This is a genomic window from Nitrincola alkalilacustris, from assembly GCF_008973755.1.
Taxonomy (GTDB): domain Bacteria; phylum Pseudomonadota; class Gammaproteobacteria; order Pseudomonadales; family Balneatricaceae; genus Nitrincola; species Nitrincola alkalilacustris.
In genome coordinates this window covers 234,863-250,980 of the sequence record NZ_WBOM01000002.1, presented here as the reverse complement: position 1 = coordinate 250,980, position 16,118 = coordinate 234,863, and the positions used below count along the sequence as shown (strand labels likewise).

The following is a 16,118-nucleotide window of genomic DNA, read 5'->3' as shown; positions in this document are numbered from 1 at the left end:
GAATGACCCTTTGCCAACGATTAATCCTGCTGCTGATTCTGCTCATGTCGAGCGCGAGCAGTCACGCTCAGATACAGACTGATCAGTCAGGCGTGTCTGATGAGCAACTGTCTAGCTGGATCGCTCAGGCTGAATCAGGCGATACTGTTGCAGCTTTTCGTCTGGGTCATCACTTTTCCTATGCCAGCAAACCGGACCCGGCACAGGCAGAACAATACCTGCTGGCAGCAGCGGAATCGGGGCATCTCGGCGCACAACTGCACTTGGGTACACTCTATTACGTGGCATTCGATGACTCGCCACGTACTCAATCGACTTACGACTGGTGGTACAAGGCGGCGCAACAAGGTGATGCACGTGCTCAGTATCTGCTTGCCCTTCTCGAGCATCAGAATGCAGTGCCAGAGCTGGACCCCCTGCGCGCCTTTGCCTGGTTGCTGCTGGCTGCGGAGCAGGCCCTGCCTGAAGCGCTGACCATAAGGGATGAAATGGCCAGGTTACTGACACCACAGCAGCAACATGAAGCACTGCAACTGAGCAGAACTTTGCTGATCCATGAGGAAACAGAAGATCCAGATACTGCTGGTGCACAACCCGCACCCAGATTAGTAGCGGTCGCTACGGAGCCGCCTAACAACGCAGCCATCGAGATATCCAGCGACAGCAAAAACAATGCACAAGATAGCACTCTAATGCCTGGCACGGGGCATTATGTTCAGGTTGCCGCATTGATGGATGAGACTTCGGCCAGCACAGCCAGAGACCAGTGGCTGCAGCGTTATGGCGATCAGCTTCCTGCCGGCATCACCCCGTTCATCAACCTTTCTACCCGTAATAACGGCCGTCAGGTATACCGCCTGCAACTCGGCCCCTTCGATGATAGCCGCTCAGCCAACATAGAGTGCGAACGTTTGAAATCACAGGGCAAGGACTGCTTTGTCGGAAGGCTGTAAAAGAAAAGGGGTCAGGTACATTTACCAAAGGCAAATGTACCTGACCCCTTTTCTTATAAATCGTGGCGATAAAGACGCATATACAGTACTATACCGGATCAAAATCTGTTCATCTTTTATTCAGCTCATCCTTTCAGGGTCGCTTTTGAATTGCTATATCAGGCAATAGTATTGGCTGATCTCAGGGAGTTTTGATGCAATCAGAGCCATTAAAGCAGCTTTCCGAACTGGGCGAACTACCGGTTCATCGTAAAATCATACTGTTAAGCCGCTCCCACAAGCGGATGTTGATGATTCTGTCCGATCTGCTGATCATTCCGCTGGCGCTCTGGACCGCTTTTGCCTTGCAGGCCAACCAAGTCTGGCCCAAGGCATTGCTACAGGATTTCGGCTGGCTGTTTTTTCTGACCACCTTGCTGGGCATCTATATTTTCGGTCGACTGGGCCTGTATCGCGCTATTGTGCGCTTCATGGGTCTGCAGGCGATCATCGCCGTTGTGAAAGGTGTAGGCCTGCTGACACTCTGTCTGCTGGTACTGGCACTGTTGCCAGCCAACACTGGTCTGCCAGTATCGGTTGCATTCACTTTTGCCATGGCTGCTCTGATCTATGTCGGTGGTACACGACTACTGGTCAGGAGCTACTATCACTGGTTGCTGAAGCGTCATGTCGACAAGGAGCCGGTCATCATCTATGGTGCCGGCGGAGCCGGGGTTCAGTTGGCTATTGCCCTGAGCAATGGCGGCGAGTACCAACCCGTCTCATTTCTTGATGACGATCCGGCCCTGTGGGGCAGCTCGGTCATCGGCATCAAGGTGTACCCGCCACGAGAGATCGCCAGTCTGGTCTCTCACTTCGGTGTCACACGCATCTTAATGGCACTTCCCTCAGCATCACGCGCTCAGCGCAAACAGGCGCTTGATCAGCTTAACGGGCTGTCAGTTCATGTTCTGACCATTCCCTCGATGCCAGAGATCGTCTCGGGGGGAGCCAGAGTTGATCAACTCCGTGAGGTGGATGTGGATGATCTGCTGGGCAGAGACCCGGTTCCTGCCAGCGATTCTCTGCTTGATCGCAGTCTGAAAAACAAGGTAGTCATGGTGACCGGGGCCGGTGGTTCAATCGGTTCTGAGCTGTGCCGTCAGATCATCATGCGCCAGCCCACTGCCATCATCATGTATGAACTGAATGAGTACGCGCTGTACAAAATCGATCAGGAATTGAGGGCCATCCAACTTAAACTCAGTGTCGATATCGAGCTGATTCCCTGCATGGGCTCTGTGTTGAACACCACCCGCCTGGAAGGTGTCCTGCAACGCTATCAGGTGGATACGCTCTACCATGCGGCAGCCTATAAACATGTACCAATGGTTGAACAGAACATCATCGAGGGGATCCAGAACAATGTGTTTGGTACCCGCTCGGTTGCCGAGGCTGCAGCCGCTGCAGGGGTGGAACGATTCATCCTGATCTCGACAGACAAAGCCGTCAGGCCTACCAACCTGATGGGCGCCACAAAGCGCATGGCCGAGCTGATACTTCAGGACCTTACAACTCATAAACAGATCAAGACCGTTTTCTCGATCGTTCGCTTCGGAAATGTGCTTGGCTCATCCGGCTCGGTTGTTCCCCTGTTCAGGCAGCAGATAGCGAATGGCGGGCCGATTACGGTCACCCACCCCGAGATTACCCGCTACTTTATGACAATAACTGAAGCTGCTCAATTGGTGATTCAGGCAGGCTCGATGGCGCAGGGTGGCGATGTATTCGTGCTGGATATGGGCGAACCGGTCAAAATCATCGACCTGGCACGCAAAATGGTTTATCTGGCCGGTTTACAAGTCAGTGATGATCAGCATGATGGAGGCATAGAGATCGCCTACACCGGCCTCAGACCCGGCGAGAAACTCTTCGAGGAGCTGCTGATTTCCGGCGAAATAGTGGGCACAGAACACCCCCGGATCATGCGCGCCAGCGAGGATGCCCTCAGCCACAGCGCACTATACGAACACCTTCAGGCACTGCAGCAGGCCGTCGACAAACAGCTTCCAGAAGAGGCCCGGGCGCTCCTGATTCAGGCAGTACCCGGCTACACTCCCAACACCCCGGTAGTCGACTGGCTCAAACCGACAGTCAGTGAGCCTGCCCTCAGTGGTGACCGCTTGCATTGAGATCTGACTCTGACCCCACTGACCTTTTTTACGGTGGGCCGTAAATGTACCTGACCCCTTTTTCCACATCTATTCTTCAGAGCAGAGCAGCATCTGGCTTGTCCAACGGAATGGAGAGTTTCGTTCTGGCATCATTTAACCTCTCTGAGTCGATTCGCCCATCCCGGTACAGATGAACCATTGCAGCCCAGGCGATATAGCGCGCATCCACCTCGAAATGATCACGCAGATCCGCACGACTTTCGCTGAGGCCGAAGCCGTCCGTGCCGAGAGCCGTAAAGCGACCGGGAAACCAGCGGGCAATACTGCCCGGCAGGGATTTCATATAGTCACTGACAGCAACAAACACGCCCTGCTCACTAGCCATGGCTCGCTCGACATAGCTCAGATGTTCGCCCTCCGGGTTGAAGAGTCTGGTGCGCTCTGCCGCCTGAGCGTCTCGCAGTAACTGGTTGTAGCTGGTAACGCTCCAGATATCGCAACTGCAACCCTGATCTTCCAGTAGTTGCGCGGCTTTCAACACCTCCTGCATCAGACTGCCACTGCCCAGCAGATGCACCTTATGCCCTGCCTGCTCGCTGCGCTGGAAGCGGTAGAGGCCATTCAGTATCCCCTCTTCCACACGCTTCGTATCATCCGGCATGGCCGGCATCAGGTAGTTTTCGTTATACAGGGTGATGTAATAAAAGATCTTCTCGCCCCGATGATACATGCGATCTATGCCGTCACGGATAATCACCGCCAGCTCATAGGCAAAGGCCGGATCATAACTGAGCAGGTTCGGAACGGTTGACGCCAGCACATGCGAATGCCCATCCTGATGCTGCAGCCCCTCGCCATTGAGCGTGGTGCGCCCGGCTGTGCCTCCCATCAGGAAACCGCGGGCCAGACTGTCGGCACAGGCCCAGATCATGTCACCCACCCGCTGGAAACCAAAGATGGAGTAGAAGGTGTAAAAGGGGATGGTCGGCACACCGAAGTTGGCATAGGCGGTGCCCGCCGCCATGAAGGACGCCATCGCTCCGGTTTCACATATCCCCTCCTGCAACAGCTGGCCATCTTTTGCCTCCTTGTAGGAGAGCAGGCTGGTGGCATCCACCGGCTTGTATTTCTGCCCCTCGCTGGAGTAGATACCAAAAGGGGTAAAGAGCGATTCCATACCGAAGGTACGCGCCTCATCCGGCACGATCGGCACGATAAAACGCCCCAACTCAGGCACTTTGATCAGTTGCGACAACATGCGCACAAACGCCATGGTGGTGGACAGTTCGCGCTTGCTGCCAGTCAGTGCATCCTTAAACAGCGCCAGCTCTGGAGCTGTCAGCACAGGCGATTGCTCACTTCGTGCCGGCAGATAACCACCCAGCTGCTCGCGGCGCTGATGCAGATACTGTGCTTCGGGACTTGCCACCTCCGGCGTATAGAAAGCTGCTTCAGCCAGTTGCTCATCGCTCAGTGGGATAGCAAAGCGACGCCCGATGGCGATCCGTTCCTCGGCCGTGAACTGCTTCTTCTGGTGTGAAGTGTTCTGCCCTTCGGCCGAAGCACCCATGCCATCGCCCTTGACCGTTTTCATCAGAATCACGGTTGGTCGACCTGTGTTTCTGGCTGCCTTGTCGAATGCTGCAAAGATCTTGCTGCGATCCTGCCCGCCACGGCGGATGCAGCGGATCTGCTCATCGCTGAGGGTTTTCATCAGATCGGTCAGTTCGGGGTTACCCTCGGTCCAGTGCTCGCGCACCGTCGGCCCGTCAGATACGGTATAGAACTGATAGTCGCCATCCACCGCGCGGTCCATGCGATCCTGCAACACGCCGTGATGATCACGCGCAAACAAGGCATCCCACTCACTGCCCCAGATCACCTTGATCACATTCCAGCCGGCACCGCGATAGCTGCGCTCCAGCTCCTGCATGATCTTGCCATTGCCGCGTACCGGGCCATCCAGACGCTGCAGGTTACAGTTGATCACCATCACCAGATTATCCAGATTCTCGCGCGAGGCCATGTTGATACTACCCAGTACTTCCGGCTCATCTGACTCGCCATCGCCGATAAAGCACCAGATCTTGCCACCGTTGGCCGACTTCAGGCCACGATTTTCCAGATACTTCATGTAGCGTGCCTGATAGATCGCAGAGGGTGTGGATAATCCCATGCTGGCCGTCGGCCCTTGCCAGAACTCCGGCATGCGCCGCGGGTGGGGATAGGAGCAGAGGCCACCACCCGGTTGCAGCTCACGCCGGAAATTGATCAACTGGGTTTCGCTCAGGCGCCCCTCAACAAAGGCACGTGCATAGAGGCCCGGTGCGGCATGTGCCTGCACCAGCAGTTGGTCACCACCATAATCAGCACTGCGGGCACGGAAGAAGTGGTTGAACCCCACCTCCAGCATGGTCGCCGCGGACTGGTAGGTGGCAATGTGTCCACCGACTCCGCTGCCATTATCATTGGCTCGCACAACCATGGCAAAGGCGTTCCAGCGGATGATGTTCTCGATCCGCTGCTCCAGCTCGGGATTGCCGGGATAGCGGGGCTGATCCGCCACCTCGATAGTATTGCGGTAGGGGGTATTCAGCGTGGCTTCCGGCAGAAACACCCGACGCGACAGCAGGTGATTCTGCAGCAGGCGCAGCATCTCTCTGGCTCGCTCGTCGCCCTGATAATCCAGCAGATTATTCAGGGCTTCCAGCCACTCCTGATTCTCCAGCGCCTTCTCTTCATCATGGATGCCAGGGGTTGTCGGGTGTATCGCATGCATCGGGATCACTCCATCGCCTGTTTCAGCGCCTGCTCGATATCAGCCAGAATGTCACCAGCATCTTCCAACCCGACTGACAGACGGATCAGACTCTCGGAGATACCGTGCGCGGCACGCTCCTCTGGAGTATAGGTGGAGTGGGTCATGCTCGCCGGATGCTGGCACAGGGTTTCGGCATCACCCAGGCTGACCGCACGTTTGATCAGTTGCAGGCTGTTCATGAAGCGGACGCTCTGCGCGTAGCCACCCTTGAGTTCAAATGCGATCATGCCGCCGGGCAGACTCATCTGCTGTTTGCACAGATCATGATAGGGATTGGATGCCAGGCCGGGGAAATACACCACCTCAACCGCTTGATGATCCTGCAGTTTCTCTGCCAGCCACTGAGCACTGATGCTGTGACGCTGCATCCGCAGCTCGAGTGTTTTCAGGCCACGCATCACCAGAAACGCCGTAAAGGGCGAAATCACCGCACCGGTCATATCCTTGAGGCCTTCAAGACGGATACGCTGAATCAGATCAGCCTTGCCGATCACGGCACCGGCGATCAGATCACCATGCCCACCCAGATACTTGGTCGCGGAATGGACCACCAGATCAGCACCCAGGGTCAGCGGCTTCTGCAGCGCCGGTGTGCAGTAGGTGGAATCAACCATAACCTTGATCTCGGGATCATAACCATGCACCAGATCACTGATCGCACGGATATCGGTCAGACGCATGTTCGGATTGACCGGGGTTTCGAAATAAACGACACGGGTATTACGGGTCAGTGCCGCAGAGACAGCCTTGAGATCGGTACAGTCGACAAACTCGATCTCGATCCCGAATCGCTCCAGCGCATGGCGAAAGAAAGCAAAGGTGCAGCCATAGAGCGTGATATCAGCCAGGATGCGATCACCCGGTGACAGCAATGTCCAGAGTGTAGCACTGATGGCACCCATGCCAGATGCTGTTGCCAGCGCTGCCTCGCCCTCTTCCAGATCGGCCAGACGCGTCTCCAGCAACTCCTGAGTCGGATTGGAGATACGGCTGTAGAAGTGTCCGGACTCCTCACCAGCAAAGCGTGCGGCACCCTGTTCGACATTGTCAAAGGAGAAGGTGGAGGTCAGATAAAGGGGTGGCGTCAGGCTGCCCTGACTGTCACGGGCATCGTAGCCGCTGTGAATGGCACGGGTGGAGAAGGACAGATCTTTTTTTGCAGACATGATTGGCTCTCTTTTATCTTGTTATCAGGCACTGTGATCCCGATCACAGCCTTTATGCCATTCAGAATAGCGTGATTTGAGAGGCGAATTTGTGCCATTTATAGGTATAAAACGTTAATTTTTGGCATATTATGCCCCAATATATTTAAATTAAGACCGAAAAAACCTCGTTCGAATTTCTTACCAAAGAGAGGCCAGGCACGACAAGGAAAAGCAAAAGGCAAAAGGGGTCAGGTACATTTACGCAGTACTGCGTAAATGTACCTGACCCCTTTTGTGACCCCTTTTCGTAAATGTACCTGACCCCTTTTCCTTTTCCTTTTGCTTCTTTTGTTTTTCTTCACAGTGTCGATTGAAGGGAGCCAATAAAGCGCGGCCAGTCAAATATGGGGCCGGGGTCGGTTTTGCGATCGGGCGCGATATCGCAGTGTCCGGTGATGCGTTGTGGTGTGATCGCCGGGTAGGCCTTCATCAGCGCACGAGTCACGACGCTGAGCACGTCGTATTGTTCTGAGGTGTAAGGCGTATCATCCGTACCCTCCAGTTCGATACCGATGGAGAAGTCGTTACAGTTATCCCGCCCCTCAAAGCAGGAGGCACCGGCATGCCAGGCACGTTTATCAAACGGCACATATTGGACCACCCGGCCAGTACGGGTGATCAGCAGGTGCGCTGACACCTGCAGATGCGCTATCTCGGCGAAATAGGGATGCGCATCGGGATCAAGTCGATTACAGAAGAGATCCGTGATGTAGCCTGCACCGAACTCGCCCGGTGGCAGGCTGATATTATGGATCACCAGCAGTGAGACCTCTCCGGCTGGACGCTCATTGAAGTTCGGCGACGCCACCTGTTCCGCTGGGACCAAAAGATGTTCCTGAAGGCTGAAATACCTATTCAATACTCTGCTCCGCTGTGACCGGAAACGATTTTCCATTAAACTGCGCTCTACTATAGCAACTGAATGACACACCGGCATGCTCGATCTGACCAGGCTCTACCCAACCATTAAAGAAAATGTCCTGAATGCTCTCCAGGAGGATGTCGGCACGGGTGATATCACCGCCGATCTGATAGCCGCCGACACTCAGGCAAAAGCCCAGGTGATCACCCGCGAGTTTGCGGTGATCTGCGGTATCGCCTGGGTTGATGAGGTGTTTCATCAGGTCGACCCGAGTGTCGAGCTGACATGGCATGTCAAAGATGGTGATCAGGTCGTACCCGGTGGATTGCTCTTCGCCATGTCTGGCTCTGCCAGATCATTGCTGACGGCTGAGCGCACCGCGCTTAATTTTTTGCAGACACTGTCGGGCACGGCCACCACCAGTCATCACTATGCGCAGCGTGTTGCCGCAACAGGCGTAAGACTGCTGGATACACGTAAAACACTACCGGGATTGAGGGTTGCGCAGAAGTATGCTGTCAGTTGTGGTGGGTGCCATAACCATCGTATCGGTCTGTATGATGCGTTTCTGATCAAGGAAAACCATATCATGGCTTGTGGCGGCATCTCTCCGGCCATCAAAACTGCTCAGTCCCTTCATCCGGGCAAGCCGGTTGAGGTGGAGGTGGAGAGTATGGAGCAGCTTCAGGAAGCGCTGGATGCAAACGCCGATATCATCATGCTGGATAATTTCACACCCGATCAGATGCGCGAAGCGGTCAAGCTCACGGCAGGCAGAGCAAAACTGGAGGCCTCGGGTAATATCACCGACGAGACGCTCCTGAGTTTTGCAGAAACCGGGGTGGATTTTATTTCGATTGGTGCTCTGACTAAACACTGCAGAGCGATAGATCTGTCGATGCGGATTATCTTCTGACGCGCGCCAGATCAGGAATCACTATCGGCTCTGGCTGTCCGGCCTTGAGTTTGACAGCCAGCAGCAATAAAGGAAGGTAAGCGATAAGCACACCCAGCGCGCCATCCAGTCGACCGATCGCCACCAGCAGCGACATCGGTATCAGCCAGATAACATTGATCAGTGCGACGTTCACGGTAACACTCCGGTGAGACCCGAGCATACGTGATGCATATTGGAATGCATGGGTGCGATGGGCACGATAGATCTGCTCGCCTCTTACCAAACGACACAACAGCGTGTAGGTGGCATCGACAACAAACACCGCCAGCAAAATCACCCAGCTCCAGAACAGCTGCGGCTCAATCCAGGCGGCATGCAACGACAGCATACCGATCGTGAAACCGAGAAAGCCGCTGCCAACATCACCCATGAAGATCTTCGCCGGTGGAAAGTTCCACAGCAGAAACCCAAACACGGAAGCCGCCAGAAACAGCGGAAGCAGAATTGCGCTGTCGGTCAGGCTGACTGCCTGACCACTAGTGACCATAGCCACCCAGTAGGCCAGTGCGCCACCGATACAGACGGTGACTGCTTCAAGGCTTGCCAGACCATCCAGGCCATCCATGAAGTTATAAAGGTTCAGCAACCAGACCATATAAAAAGCGGCAAACAGCCAGCCCGCCCAACCAAACTTGATTTCCACGCCAAACACCGGCATATCCGGAAGACCACCCAGGCAGTAAATCCCCCAGATAGCAGCTATGAAATGGACCAGCAGACGATATCTGACCGGTATATAGATCCTGTCATCCTGAAACCCGATCAGCGCAATCAGACCACCACCCAGGATCAGTGCGAGTACAACCCCCCATCCCAGCGTATCCAGAGTGAAGGCTGCATACACAGCCACCACGGTCAGAAAGGTAGCCACAAACGCCAAGCCACCGCCACGAGGGGTCGGCTGGCTATGTGAACTTCTATCATTCGGGACATCAAGAATGTTACGTGACAACGCATACCGAAGCATGAAGCCGGTCAGCACAAAGGCTGAAACGACAATTGGCAGCAACCAGAAGATTGCACTCATTATTAATCCTTTTATTCAATGTCGGCATATTATCCAGACAATTGACAATAAATTCAATTTCTGTAGCTAGTGGGCCATTTAGTTTAGGGTCAGAGTGCTAACTCCTGGGCCATCTGGTTCAGGGTGCTAACTCCACCACAATCACGCTGTAGAGATATTCTGCAAATAGATTTGTCCCGCTTTCTTCAGCGCATCTTCACATGAGATAACCGGTCGCCAACCAAGTCTGCCTTGCGCCCTGGATATATCAATGACCAGAGACTGGCATAACTGATTGAAAAGCAGAGGCTTGCTCACGAGCCTGGACCCGAGATAAAGCAATCCGACTGGAATGGGTAAAAGTCTTTCCGGTTTATTCATACCTTGCCTGAGCAGGCTCACCATGCTGGCAGTGGATACAGGCGACTCATCAGCAATGAGAAATATTTCATTGTCAGCTCCCGGATGAACACAACACAGCTGAATAAAATCAATCAGATTTTCCAGCGCAATGATGCTGCGACGATTATCAACCGACTTCAGCGGCAAGGGAAAACCGGCAGCTGCGAGCTTCAATAAGCGTCTGAAATTACCGGGCGCGTTTGCTGAATAGACCATTGGTGGACGAATAATTGTCCACTGAGTATTGGTATCTGAAAAGAGCGTCATTAATTGCAGCTCTGCTTCCAGTTTCGATCTAGCATAATCGGATTCTGGGGCTGGCTCCTGCAACTCGGAAAAAGCGCTCTGCTGTGTCGATGAACCATTGACACCTATGCTGCTGATAAAAATGAACCGCTTGACTCCTGCCTTTGCCGCCTGCAGGGCCAGTGTCTGTGTGGCATCAACATTCACTCTGCGAAATGCAAGCGCCCTGTCTGCGGCCCGATCATTTATAACATGAGCTCTGCCAGCGGCATGAATCACAATATCCACATCCGACAGGATGCCTGACCAATCTGTACCCGCATCCAGATCACCGGTCAAAAAAAACTTTTCAGTTGACTGGCTCGCAGTATGTTGGCGAAGTGTTCCAAAGCAGTTAAAGCGTGGATCTGAACCAAGAGAGCGCATTAAAGCAGTGCCAATATACCCAGAGGCACCTGTGATCAACACCTTGATTGGCGCATTCATAAACGAATATCAGCCTGCTCCTTGTTGAGGAGATATTTCAGATCATAGAGCACATGATCCCCCTTACCATAGGAATGAATCGCTTCAGCCCCCATATTGCGAAAGGTATCATGTGCAACCGCAATAATGATGCCATCATAGATGCCCGGCGCAGGTTCAGCGACTGGTTTAACCCCATACTCTGCCTGCGCCTCATCTGCAGAAACCCAGGGATCATGCACATCCACCTCGGCGCCAAACTCTTTCAAGGCAGTAATAATATCCACCACTTTGGTATTGCGCAGATCCGGACAGTTCTCCTTGAACGCCAGCCCCAGAATCAGTATCCGACTGCCCAGCACATGGATGCGCTTGCGCAGCATCGCCTTGATCATCTCACCGGCAACATAAGCCCCCATATGGCTGTTGATGCGACGCCCGGCCAGAATCACGTCAGGAATATAGCCGACACTCTGCGCCTTATGAGTCAGATAATAGGGATCGACCCCGATACAGTGACCGCCCACCAACCCTGGCCGGAAGGGCAGGAAATTCCACTTGGTACCAGCTGCCTCAAGCACCTCCAGCGTATCGATCCCCAACCGGTTGAAGATGATCGCCAACTCATTCACCAGCGCAATATTCAGATCCCGCTGCGTGTTCTCGATCACCTTGGCAGCTTCCGCAACACGTATGCTGCTCGCCTTATGGGTACCGGCGGTGATGATCGTCAGATACAGTGCATCAACCAGCTCAGCCGCCTCTGGTGTGGAACCGGAGGTCACCTTTTTAATCGTGGTGACACGATGCAGACGATCACCCGGATTGATACGCTCAGGGCTGTAGCCGACATGGAAATCCTGATTGAAGATCAGACCGGACACACGCTCCAGTACCGGTACGCAATCCTCTTCGGTTGCGCCGGGATAAACAGTCGATTCATAAATGACTAAATCACCGGGCTTTAACACGCCACCGATGGTTTCAGACGCTTTCAGCAGAGGTGTCAGATCAGGCTGCTTGTTGTCATTGATCGGGGTCGGCACGGTCACAATGAACACATTGCAGCGTTTCATTGCTTTCGGGTCGGCGCTGAAGGTCAGGTGGGTGGCCGACTTCAGCTCCTGATCTGTGACCTCAAGCGTGGCATCATGTCCAGACTCCAGCTCGGCAAGCCGTGCCTGATTGATATCAAAACCCAACGTGGGCAACTGTTTGCCAAACTCAACCGCCAACGGCAGGCCGACATAACCCATGCCGATAATGGCGATTCTGACCTCATGGAGTTGCAGCATTCAAGATCCTTTAGCTGAATCAGTGTAAAAAGCGCGATACCAGTCAACGAAGCGGGTGACACCCTCCTCGATCGATACCTTTGGGGCATAGCCCGTATCACGGATCAATTCGGTGACATCTGCATAGGTGTGTTCGACATCCCCCGGTTGTAGCGGTAACAGCTCTTTTTGCGTGCTCTGCCCAAGTGCCTGCTCAAGAAGTTCTATATACCTCAGCAGCTCAACCGGCTGACTGTTACCGATATTATACAGTTTCCAGGGTGCACGACTGCTCGCAGGATCGGGTACCATACCCGACCAGTTGGCATTACCGGATGGAATACGATCAAGACAACGAACCACACCCTCTACGATATCATCAATATAGGTGAAATCCCGACGGTGCTGACCATAATTGAACACTTTCAGAGGCTGCCCGGACAAAATCGCCCTGACAAACAGAAACGGCGACATGTCGGGGCGCCCCCAGGGACCATAAACTGTAAAAAAGCGTAGCCCGGTGGTGGGTAACCCATAAAGATGGCTGTAACTGTGGGCCATCAACTCATTAGCCTTTTTAGTTGCCGCATAGAGAGAGACCGGATGATCTACGTTATCCGCCGTACTGAAGGGCATGGTCTCATTGGCACCATAGACTGAGCTGGAGGATGCAAACACCAGGTGCTCGACCTGTTGCTGGCGACAGCCTTCGAGGATAGTCAGAAAACCCGTTAGATTACTGTCACCATAGGCATGCGGGTTTTCGATCGAGTAGCGCACCCCCGCCTGAGCGGCCAGATGCACCACCCGTTGCGGCTTCTCACGTGCAAACAGCGCCGCCACTTCGTCTCGGTCAGCAATATCCATTCTGATGAAGCGGAACAGACCATAGGGCTGCAGCTCTTTCAGCCGGGCCTGCTTGAGCGAGACCTCGTAGTAATCATTGAGATTATCGATGCCGACAACCTCATCCCCTCTTTCGAGCAGTGCACGCGCAACATGGAAACCGATAAATCCGGCAACACCCGTAATCAATACTTTCATCTGGATGCGGTCATATCTTGAGCACACTCTCTATCGGCAGGTGCAAACGCTGCTGGGTGTGGAGCAGTTCAAGCAGAATCACGACACGCTCCTCTCCATCAAACGAATCGAAGATCGCCTCCAGCTCTCTGAATGGCCCAGAAGTTATACGGATACGATCACCCTTTTGCATTGCAGGAAGCGCACCTGACATACGGGATCTCGATTCCAGCTCATCAATGATCTCATCACTGATTGGAAGCGGCATACCGTTGAAAGAGACGATGCGGGATACACCACGGGTTGAACGAATCGGCCCCCAGTTATCCTCTACTCTGTCGAGATGGACAAACACATAGCCGGGAAAAAGCGGCTCGGTGACACGTTTTCTACGCCCCCCCTTGATACGCTCAACCTCCAGCATCGGCAGAAAGCACTCATAGTTCTGGTTACGAAGATTTTCATCTGCACGCCCAGTCTGCCCTGCCTTGCATTGCACCAGATACCACGACCGTTCAGTCATTACCTCTTCCTCTGTTCCAAACTGAACCTTCAGCCTGATCATCCTTTCTGGCATTATACTTCGCGCTATGCATCGATTACAGCCCGACTGTCGTTATGCAAAAAATAGTTATGCCAATAATAGTTATGACAATAATACAGCCGACTCGAAAACCTGACCGGATAATAAGTGAAAAAGCCCATCGCCACCTCCCGACTGCTGAGCTGTGCCAACCTGACCTGGCAGAACCAGGTACCTGTGGCTGTTGATTTTGATGATATCTACTTTAATCGCGATGGCGGTGTCGATGAATCGCGCCATGTTTTCATTGCCGGTAACCGCCTGGCTGAGCGCTTTCACGTATTGACGACGCGGTCATGTTTCGTGATTGCGGAAACCGGTTTCGGGACGGGGTTGAACTTTTTATGCACCAGAGAGCTGTGGCTGAACACTGCACCAGACAGCGCCGTTTTACATTTCATCTCCTTTGAAAAGCACCCGATTCAACGTGATGATCTGAGCAGACTGCACGCTTGCTGGCCTGAATTTTCAGATGGTTGCGAACAGCTCCTGGCCAGCTACCCCCTGCCACAACAGGGTTACCATCGACTGATATTCGATCATGGACGCATTCACCTGACACTGATCTATGGTGATCTGATCGAGATGCTGCCGACCCTGGATGCCCGCATTGACGCCTGGTTTCTGGATGGTTTTGCCCCGTCGCGTAATCCTGCCATGTGGCATGACTCGCTGTTTCAAACCATGGCTCGGCTCAGCAAACCGGGCACCACTCTGGCCACTTTCACTGTGGCGAGACACGTACGGGATGGACTGGCGACAGTCGGCTTTCACCTGAACAAAGCCCCGGGCTTTGGCTCCAAGCTCGAAATGCTGACCGGCGAGATGGTGACTGATCCGATGGAGAAGCCGACAAGACAGGCTCCCACCAGATCAATCTGGTTTTCACGCCAGCCACAGCCGGTTGAACGTCCCGCAGAAGCGATCATCATAGGTGCGGGTCTTGCAGGTGCCACCACAGCACGTGCTCTGGCTGAGCGTGGGATAAGTGTGAAAGTGTTCGAGCGTCACTCAGCGCCGGCACAAGCCGGATCAGGCAACCCTCAGGGTGCCCTCTATGCCAAACTCTCGGCCCGCCCCACTGCACACAGTGATTTTCATCTGGCAGGCTTTCAACAGGCCACACGTCTGCTGGCTCCACTGCTACACTCGCACCCGGATATGGTGGATCTGTGTGGTGTGCTGCAACTGGCACTGACAGATAAGGAAGCCGAGCGGCAGAGGGAGTTGATAGCGCTGGGTCATTACAGCCAGGAGCTGGTGCAGTGGGTGGATCAGCCATCTGCCAGCAACCTTGCCGGCAGTGAAGTCAGTTCGGGCGGCCTGTTCTTTCCATCGGCTGGCTGGGTGTCGCCTCCAGCCTTCTGCCACTGGCTGCTTCAACATCCGCTGATAGAGCTGATCACCGATTGCTCGGTGCAGTCACTGAACCGGACTAAGCAAGGGGTACAACATGAATGGATGCTTGAAACAACCAGGGGAGCACACTACTGCGCACCTGTCGTGGTGGTCTGTGGTGCAGCTGAAGCATCGGCGTTTGAACAACTGCACCACCTGCCCCTGAAACCGATTCGCGGCCAGACCAGTTATGTCGATGCAACTCCCGACCTCCCCCGGATCAAGACAGTGGTCTGTGGCGATGGCTATATTTCACCAGCCCTGCACGGACGCTACTGCTATGGTGCCAGTTTCAATCTGCATCAGCAGGATATACAGCTGTCAGCCAGGGATCAGCAGGATAACCTGGACAAGCTGCTGGCTGCGCTTCCCGGCTTTGGCGCACTGAGCCAGGCAAGTCTTCCTGAAGGCCGCGTCGGTTTTCGCTGTACTACACCCGACTACCTGCCGGTTGTCGGCCCTGCGCCGGTTTACGAACTGTTCATCGAACACTACGCCAAGCTGCGCGACGACGCCAACTGGCGCTTCAGCACTCCTGCGAGCTACCATGACGGGCTTTTTGTCAATGCAGGCCATGGTTCAAAAGGCCTGATCACCTGCCCTATCAGCGCAGAACTGCTCGCCGCTCAGATCTGCAACGAGCCGCTGCCACTGGAGCGTTCTCTCAGCGAACTGATCCACCCGGCCCGCTTCATCATCAAAAGGCTTATCCGTAATCAATTATGACCCGGCATAAACTTTGTGATCATTTAAGCATCAAATAAAC

Annotated in this window: 12 protein-coding genes; 4 read left to right on the top strand and 8 right to left on the bottom strand. The window is 54.1% G+C overall.

Annotated elements, in window-relative coordinates; genetic code table 11:
• Positions 1-44 precede the first annotated feature (44 nt).
• Both F7R27_RS03975 and F7R27_RS03970 read left to right on the top strand, forming a co-directional pair.
• On the top strand, positions 45-953 hold the full coding sequence (locus F7R27_RS03975; protein WP_168927418.1) for an SPOR domain-containing protein: 909 nt from the start codon (positions 45-47) through the stop codon (positions 951-953).
• Between the two features lie 194 nt (positions 954-1,147).
• Entirely contained in the window at positions 1,148-3,124 is a 1,977-nt protein-coding gene (locus tag F7R27_RS03970; protein WP_206060368.1) for a polysaccharide biosynthesis protein, read from the top strand.
• Positions 3,125-3,200: 76 nt separating this feature from the next.
• Here the strand turns inward: F7R27_RS03970 and aceE are convergent, their stop codons facing one another.
• The 3 genes from aceE to ampD form a co-directional block, all read right to left on the bottom strand.
• Positions 3,201-5,885 (bottom strand): pyruvate dehydrogenase (acetyl-transferring), homodimeric type, encoded by a 2,685-nt coding sequence (aceE, locus tag F7R27_RS03965; protein WP_151702921.1) that lies wholly within the window; start codon positions 5,883-5,885, stop codon positions 3,201-3,203.
• A gap of 5 nt (positions 5,886-5,890) precedes the next feature.
• Positions 5,891-7,093: a methionine gamma-lyase gene (locus F7R27_RS03960; protein WP_151702920.1), complete on the bottom strand. Its 1,203-nt coding sequence runs from the start codon at positions 7,091-7,093 to the stop codon at positions 5,891-5,893.
• A gap of 340 nt (positions 7,094-7,433) precedes the next feature.
• A complete protein-coding gene (gene ampD / locus F7R27_RS03955) occupies positions 7,434-8,030 on the bottom strand; it encodes a 1,6-anhydro-N-acetylmuramyl-L-alanine amidase AmpD (protein WP_151702919.1) in 597 nt (198 codons plus the stop codon).
• Between the two features lie 40 nt (positions 8,031-8,070).
• On the opposite strand from ampD, the gene nadC reads away from it, so the two are divergent.
• Positions 8,071-8,913, top strand: coding sequence for a carboxylating nicotinate-nucleotide diphosphorylase (gene nadC, locus F7R27_RS03950; protein ID WP_151702918.1), 843 nt, complete (start codon positions 8,071-8,073; stop codon positions 8,911-8,913).
• Here the strand turns inward: nadC and F7R27_RS03945 are convergent.
• From F7R27_RS03945 to rfaH, 5 genes are all read right to left on the bottom strand, one after another.
• Positions 8,903-9,982, bottom strand: a complete 1,080-nt coding sequence (locus F7R27_RS03945; protein WP_151702917.1) for an MraY family glycosyltransferase — start codon at positions 9,980-9,982, stop codon at positions 8,903-8,905. The two genes, nadC and F7R27_RS03945, sit on opposite strands and share 11 nt — an antisense overlap.
• Before the next feature lie 141 nt (positions 9,983-10,123).
• On the bottom strand, positions 10,124-11,095 hold the full coding sequence (locus F7R27_RS03940; protein ID WP_151702916.1) for an NAD-dependent epimerase/dehydratase family protein: 972 nt from the start codon (positions 11,093-11,095) through the stop codon (positions 10,124-10,126).
• Positions 11,092-12,369, bottom strand: a complete 1,278-nt coding sequence (gene tviB / locus F7R27_RS03935; RefSeq protein WP_151702915.1) for a Vi polysaccharide biosynthesis UDP-N-acetylglucosamine C-6 dehydrogenase TviB — start codon at positions 12,367-12,369, stop codon at positions 11,092-11,094. Before tviB ends, F7R27_RS03940 begins: the two co-directional genes overlap by 4 nt.
• The gene (locus tag F7R27_RS03930) at positions 12,370-13,392 is read right to left on the bottom strand and encodes an NAD-dependent epimerase (protein ID WP_151702914.1); all 1,023 of its coding nucleotides are present in this window, start codon (positions 13,390-13,392) and stop codon (positions 12,370-12,372) included.
• Between the two features lie 10 nt (positions 13,393-13,402).
• Positions 13,403-13,894, bottom strand: a complete 492-nt coding sequence (gene rfaH / locus F7R27_RS03925; protein ID WP_240776219.1) for a transcription/translation regulatory transformer protein RfaH — start codon at positions 13,892-13,894, stop codon at positions 13,403-13,405.
• A gap of 168 nt (positions 13,895-14,062) precedes the next feature.
• Between rfaH and mnmC the strand changes: the two genes are divergently transcribed.
• Complete coding sequence (mnmC, locus tag F7R27_RS03920) at positions 14,063-16,078, top strand: bifunctional tRNA (5-methylaminomethyl-2-thiouridine)(34)-methyltransferase MnmC2/FAD-dependent 5-carboxymethylaminomethyl-2-thiouridine(34) oxidoreductase MnmC1 (protein WP_206060367.1); 2,016 nt, start codon at positions 14,063-14,065, stop codon at positions 16,076-16,078.
• The last annotated feature ends 40 nt before the right edge of the window (positions 16,079-16,118 follow it).

Excerpts from the sequence above, each read along its gene's own strand:
- F7R27_RS03975 (WP_168927418.1), top strand. The coding sequence starts at position 45 with ATGTCGAGCGCGAGCAGTCACGCTCAGATACAGACTGATCAGTCAGGC.
- F7R27_RS03970 (WP_206060368.1), top strand. The coding sequence starts at position 1,148 with ATGCAATCAGAGCCATTAAAGCAGCTTTCCGAACTGGGCGAACTACCG.
- aceE (WP_151702921.1), bottom strand. The coding sequence starts at position 5,885 with ATGCATGCGATACACCCGACAACCCCTGGCATCCATGATGAAGAGAAG.
- F7R27_RS03960 (WP_151702920.1), bottom strand. The coding sequence starts at position 7,093 with ATGTCTGCAAAAAAAGATCTGTCCTTCTCCACCCGTGCCATTCACAGC.
- ampD (WP_151702919.1), bottom strand. The coding sequence starts at position 8,030 with ATGGAAAATCGTTTCCGGTCACAGCGGAGCAGAGTATTGAATAGGTAT.
- nadC (WP_151702918.1), top strand. The coding sequence starts at position 8,071 with ATGCTCGATCTGACCAGGCTCTACCCAACCATTAAAGAAAATGTCCTG.
- F7R27_RS03945 (WP_151702917.1), bottom strand. The coding sequence starts at position 9,982 with ATGAGTGCAATCTTCTGGTTGCTGCCAATTGTCGTTTCAGCCTTTGTG.
- F7R27_RS03940 (WP_151702916.1), bottom strand. The coding sequence starts at position 11,095 with ATGAATGCGCCAATCAAGGTGTTGATCACAGGTGCCTCTGGGTATATT.
- tviB (WP_151702915.1), bottom strand. The coding sequence starts at position 12,369 with ATGCTGCAACTCCATGAGGTCAGAATCGCCATTATCGGCATGGGTTAT.
- F7R27_RS03930 (WP_151702914.1), bottom strand. The coding sequence starts at position 13,392 with ATGAAAGTATTGATTACGGGTGTTGCCGGATTTATCGGTTTCCATGTT.
- rfaH (WP_240776219.1), bottom strand. The coding sequence starts at position 13,894 with ATGACTGAACGGTCGTGGTATCTGGTGCAATGCAAGGCAGGGCAGACT.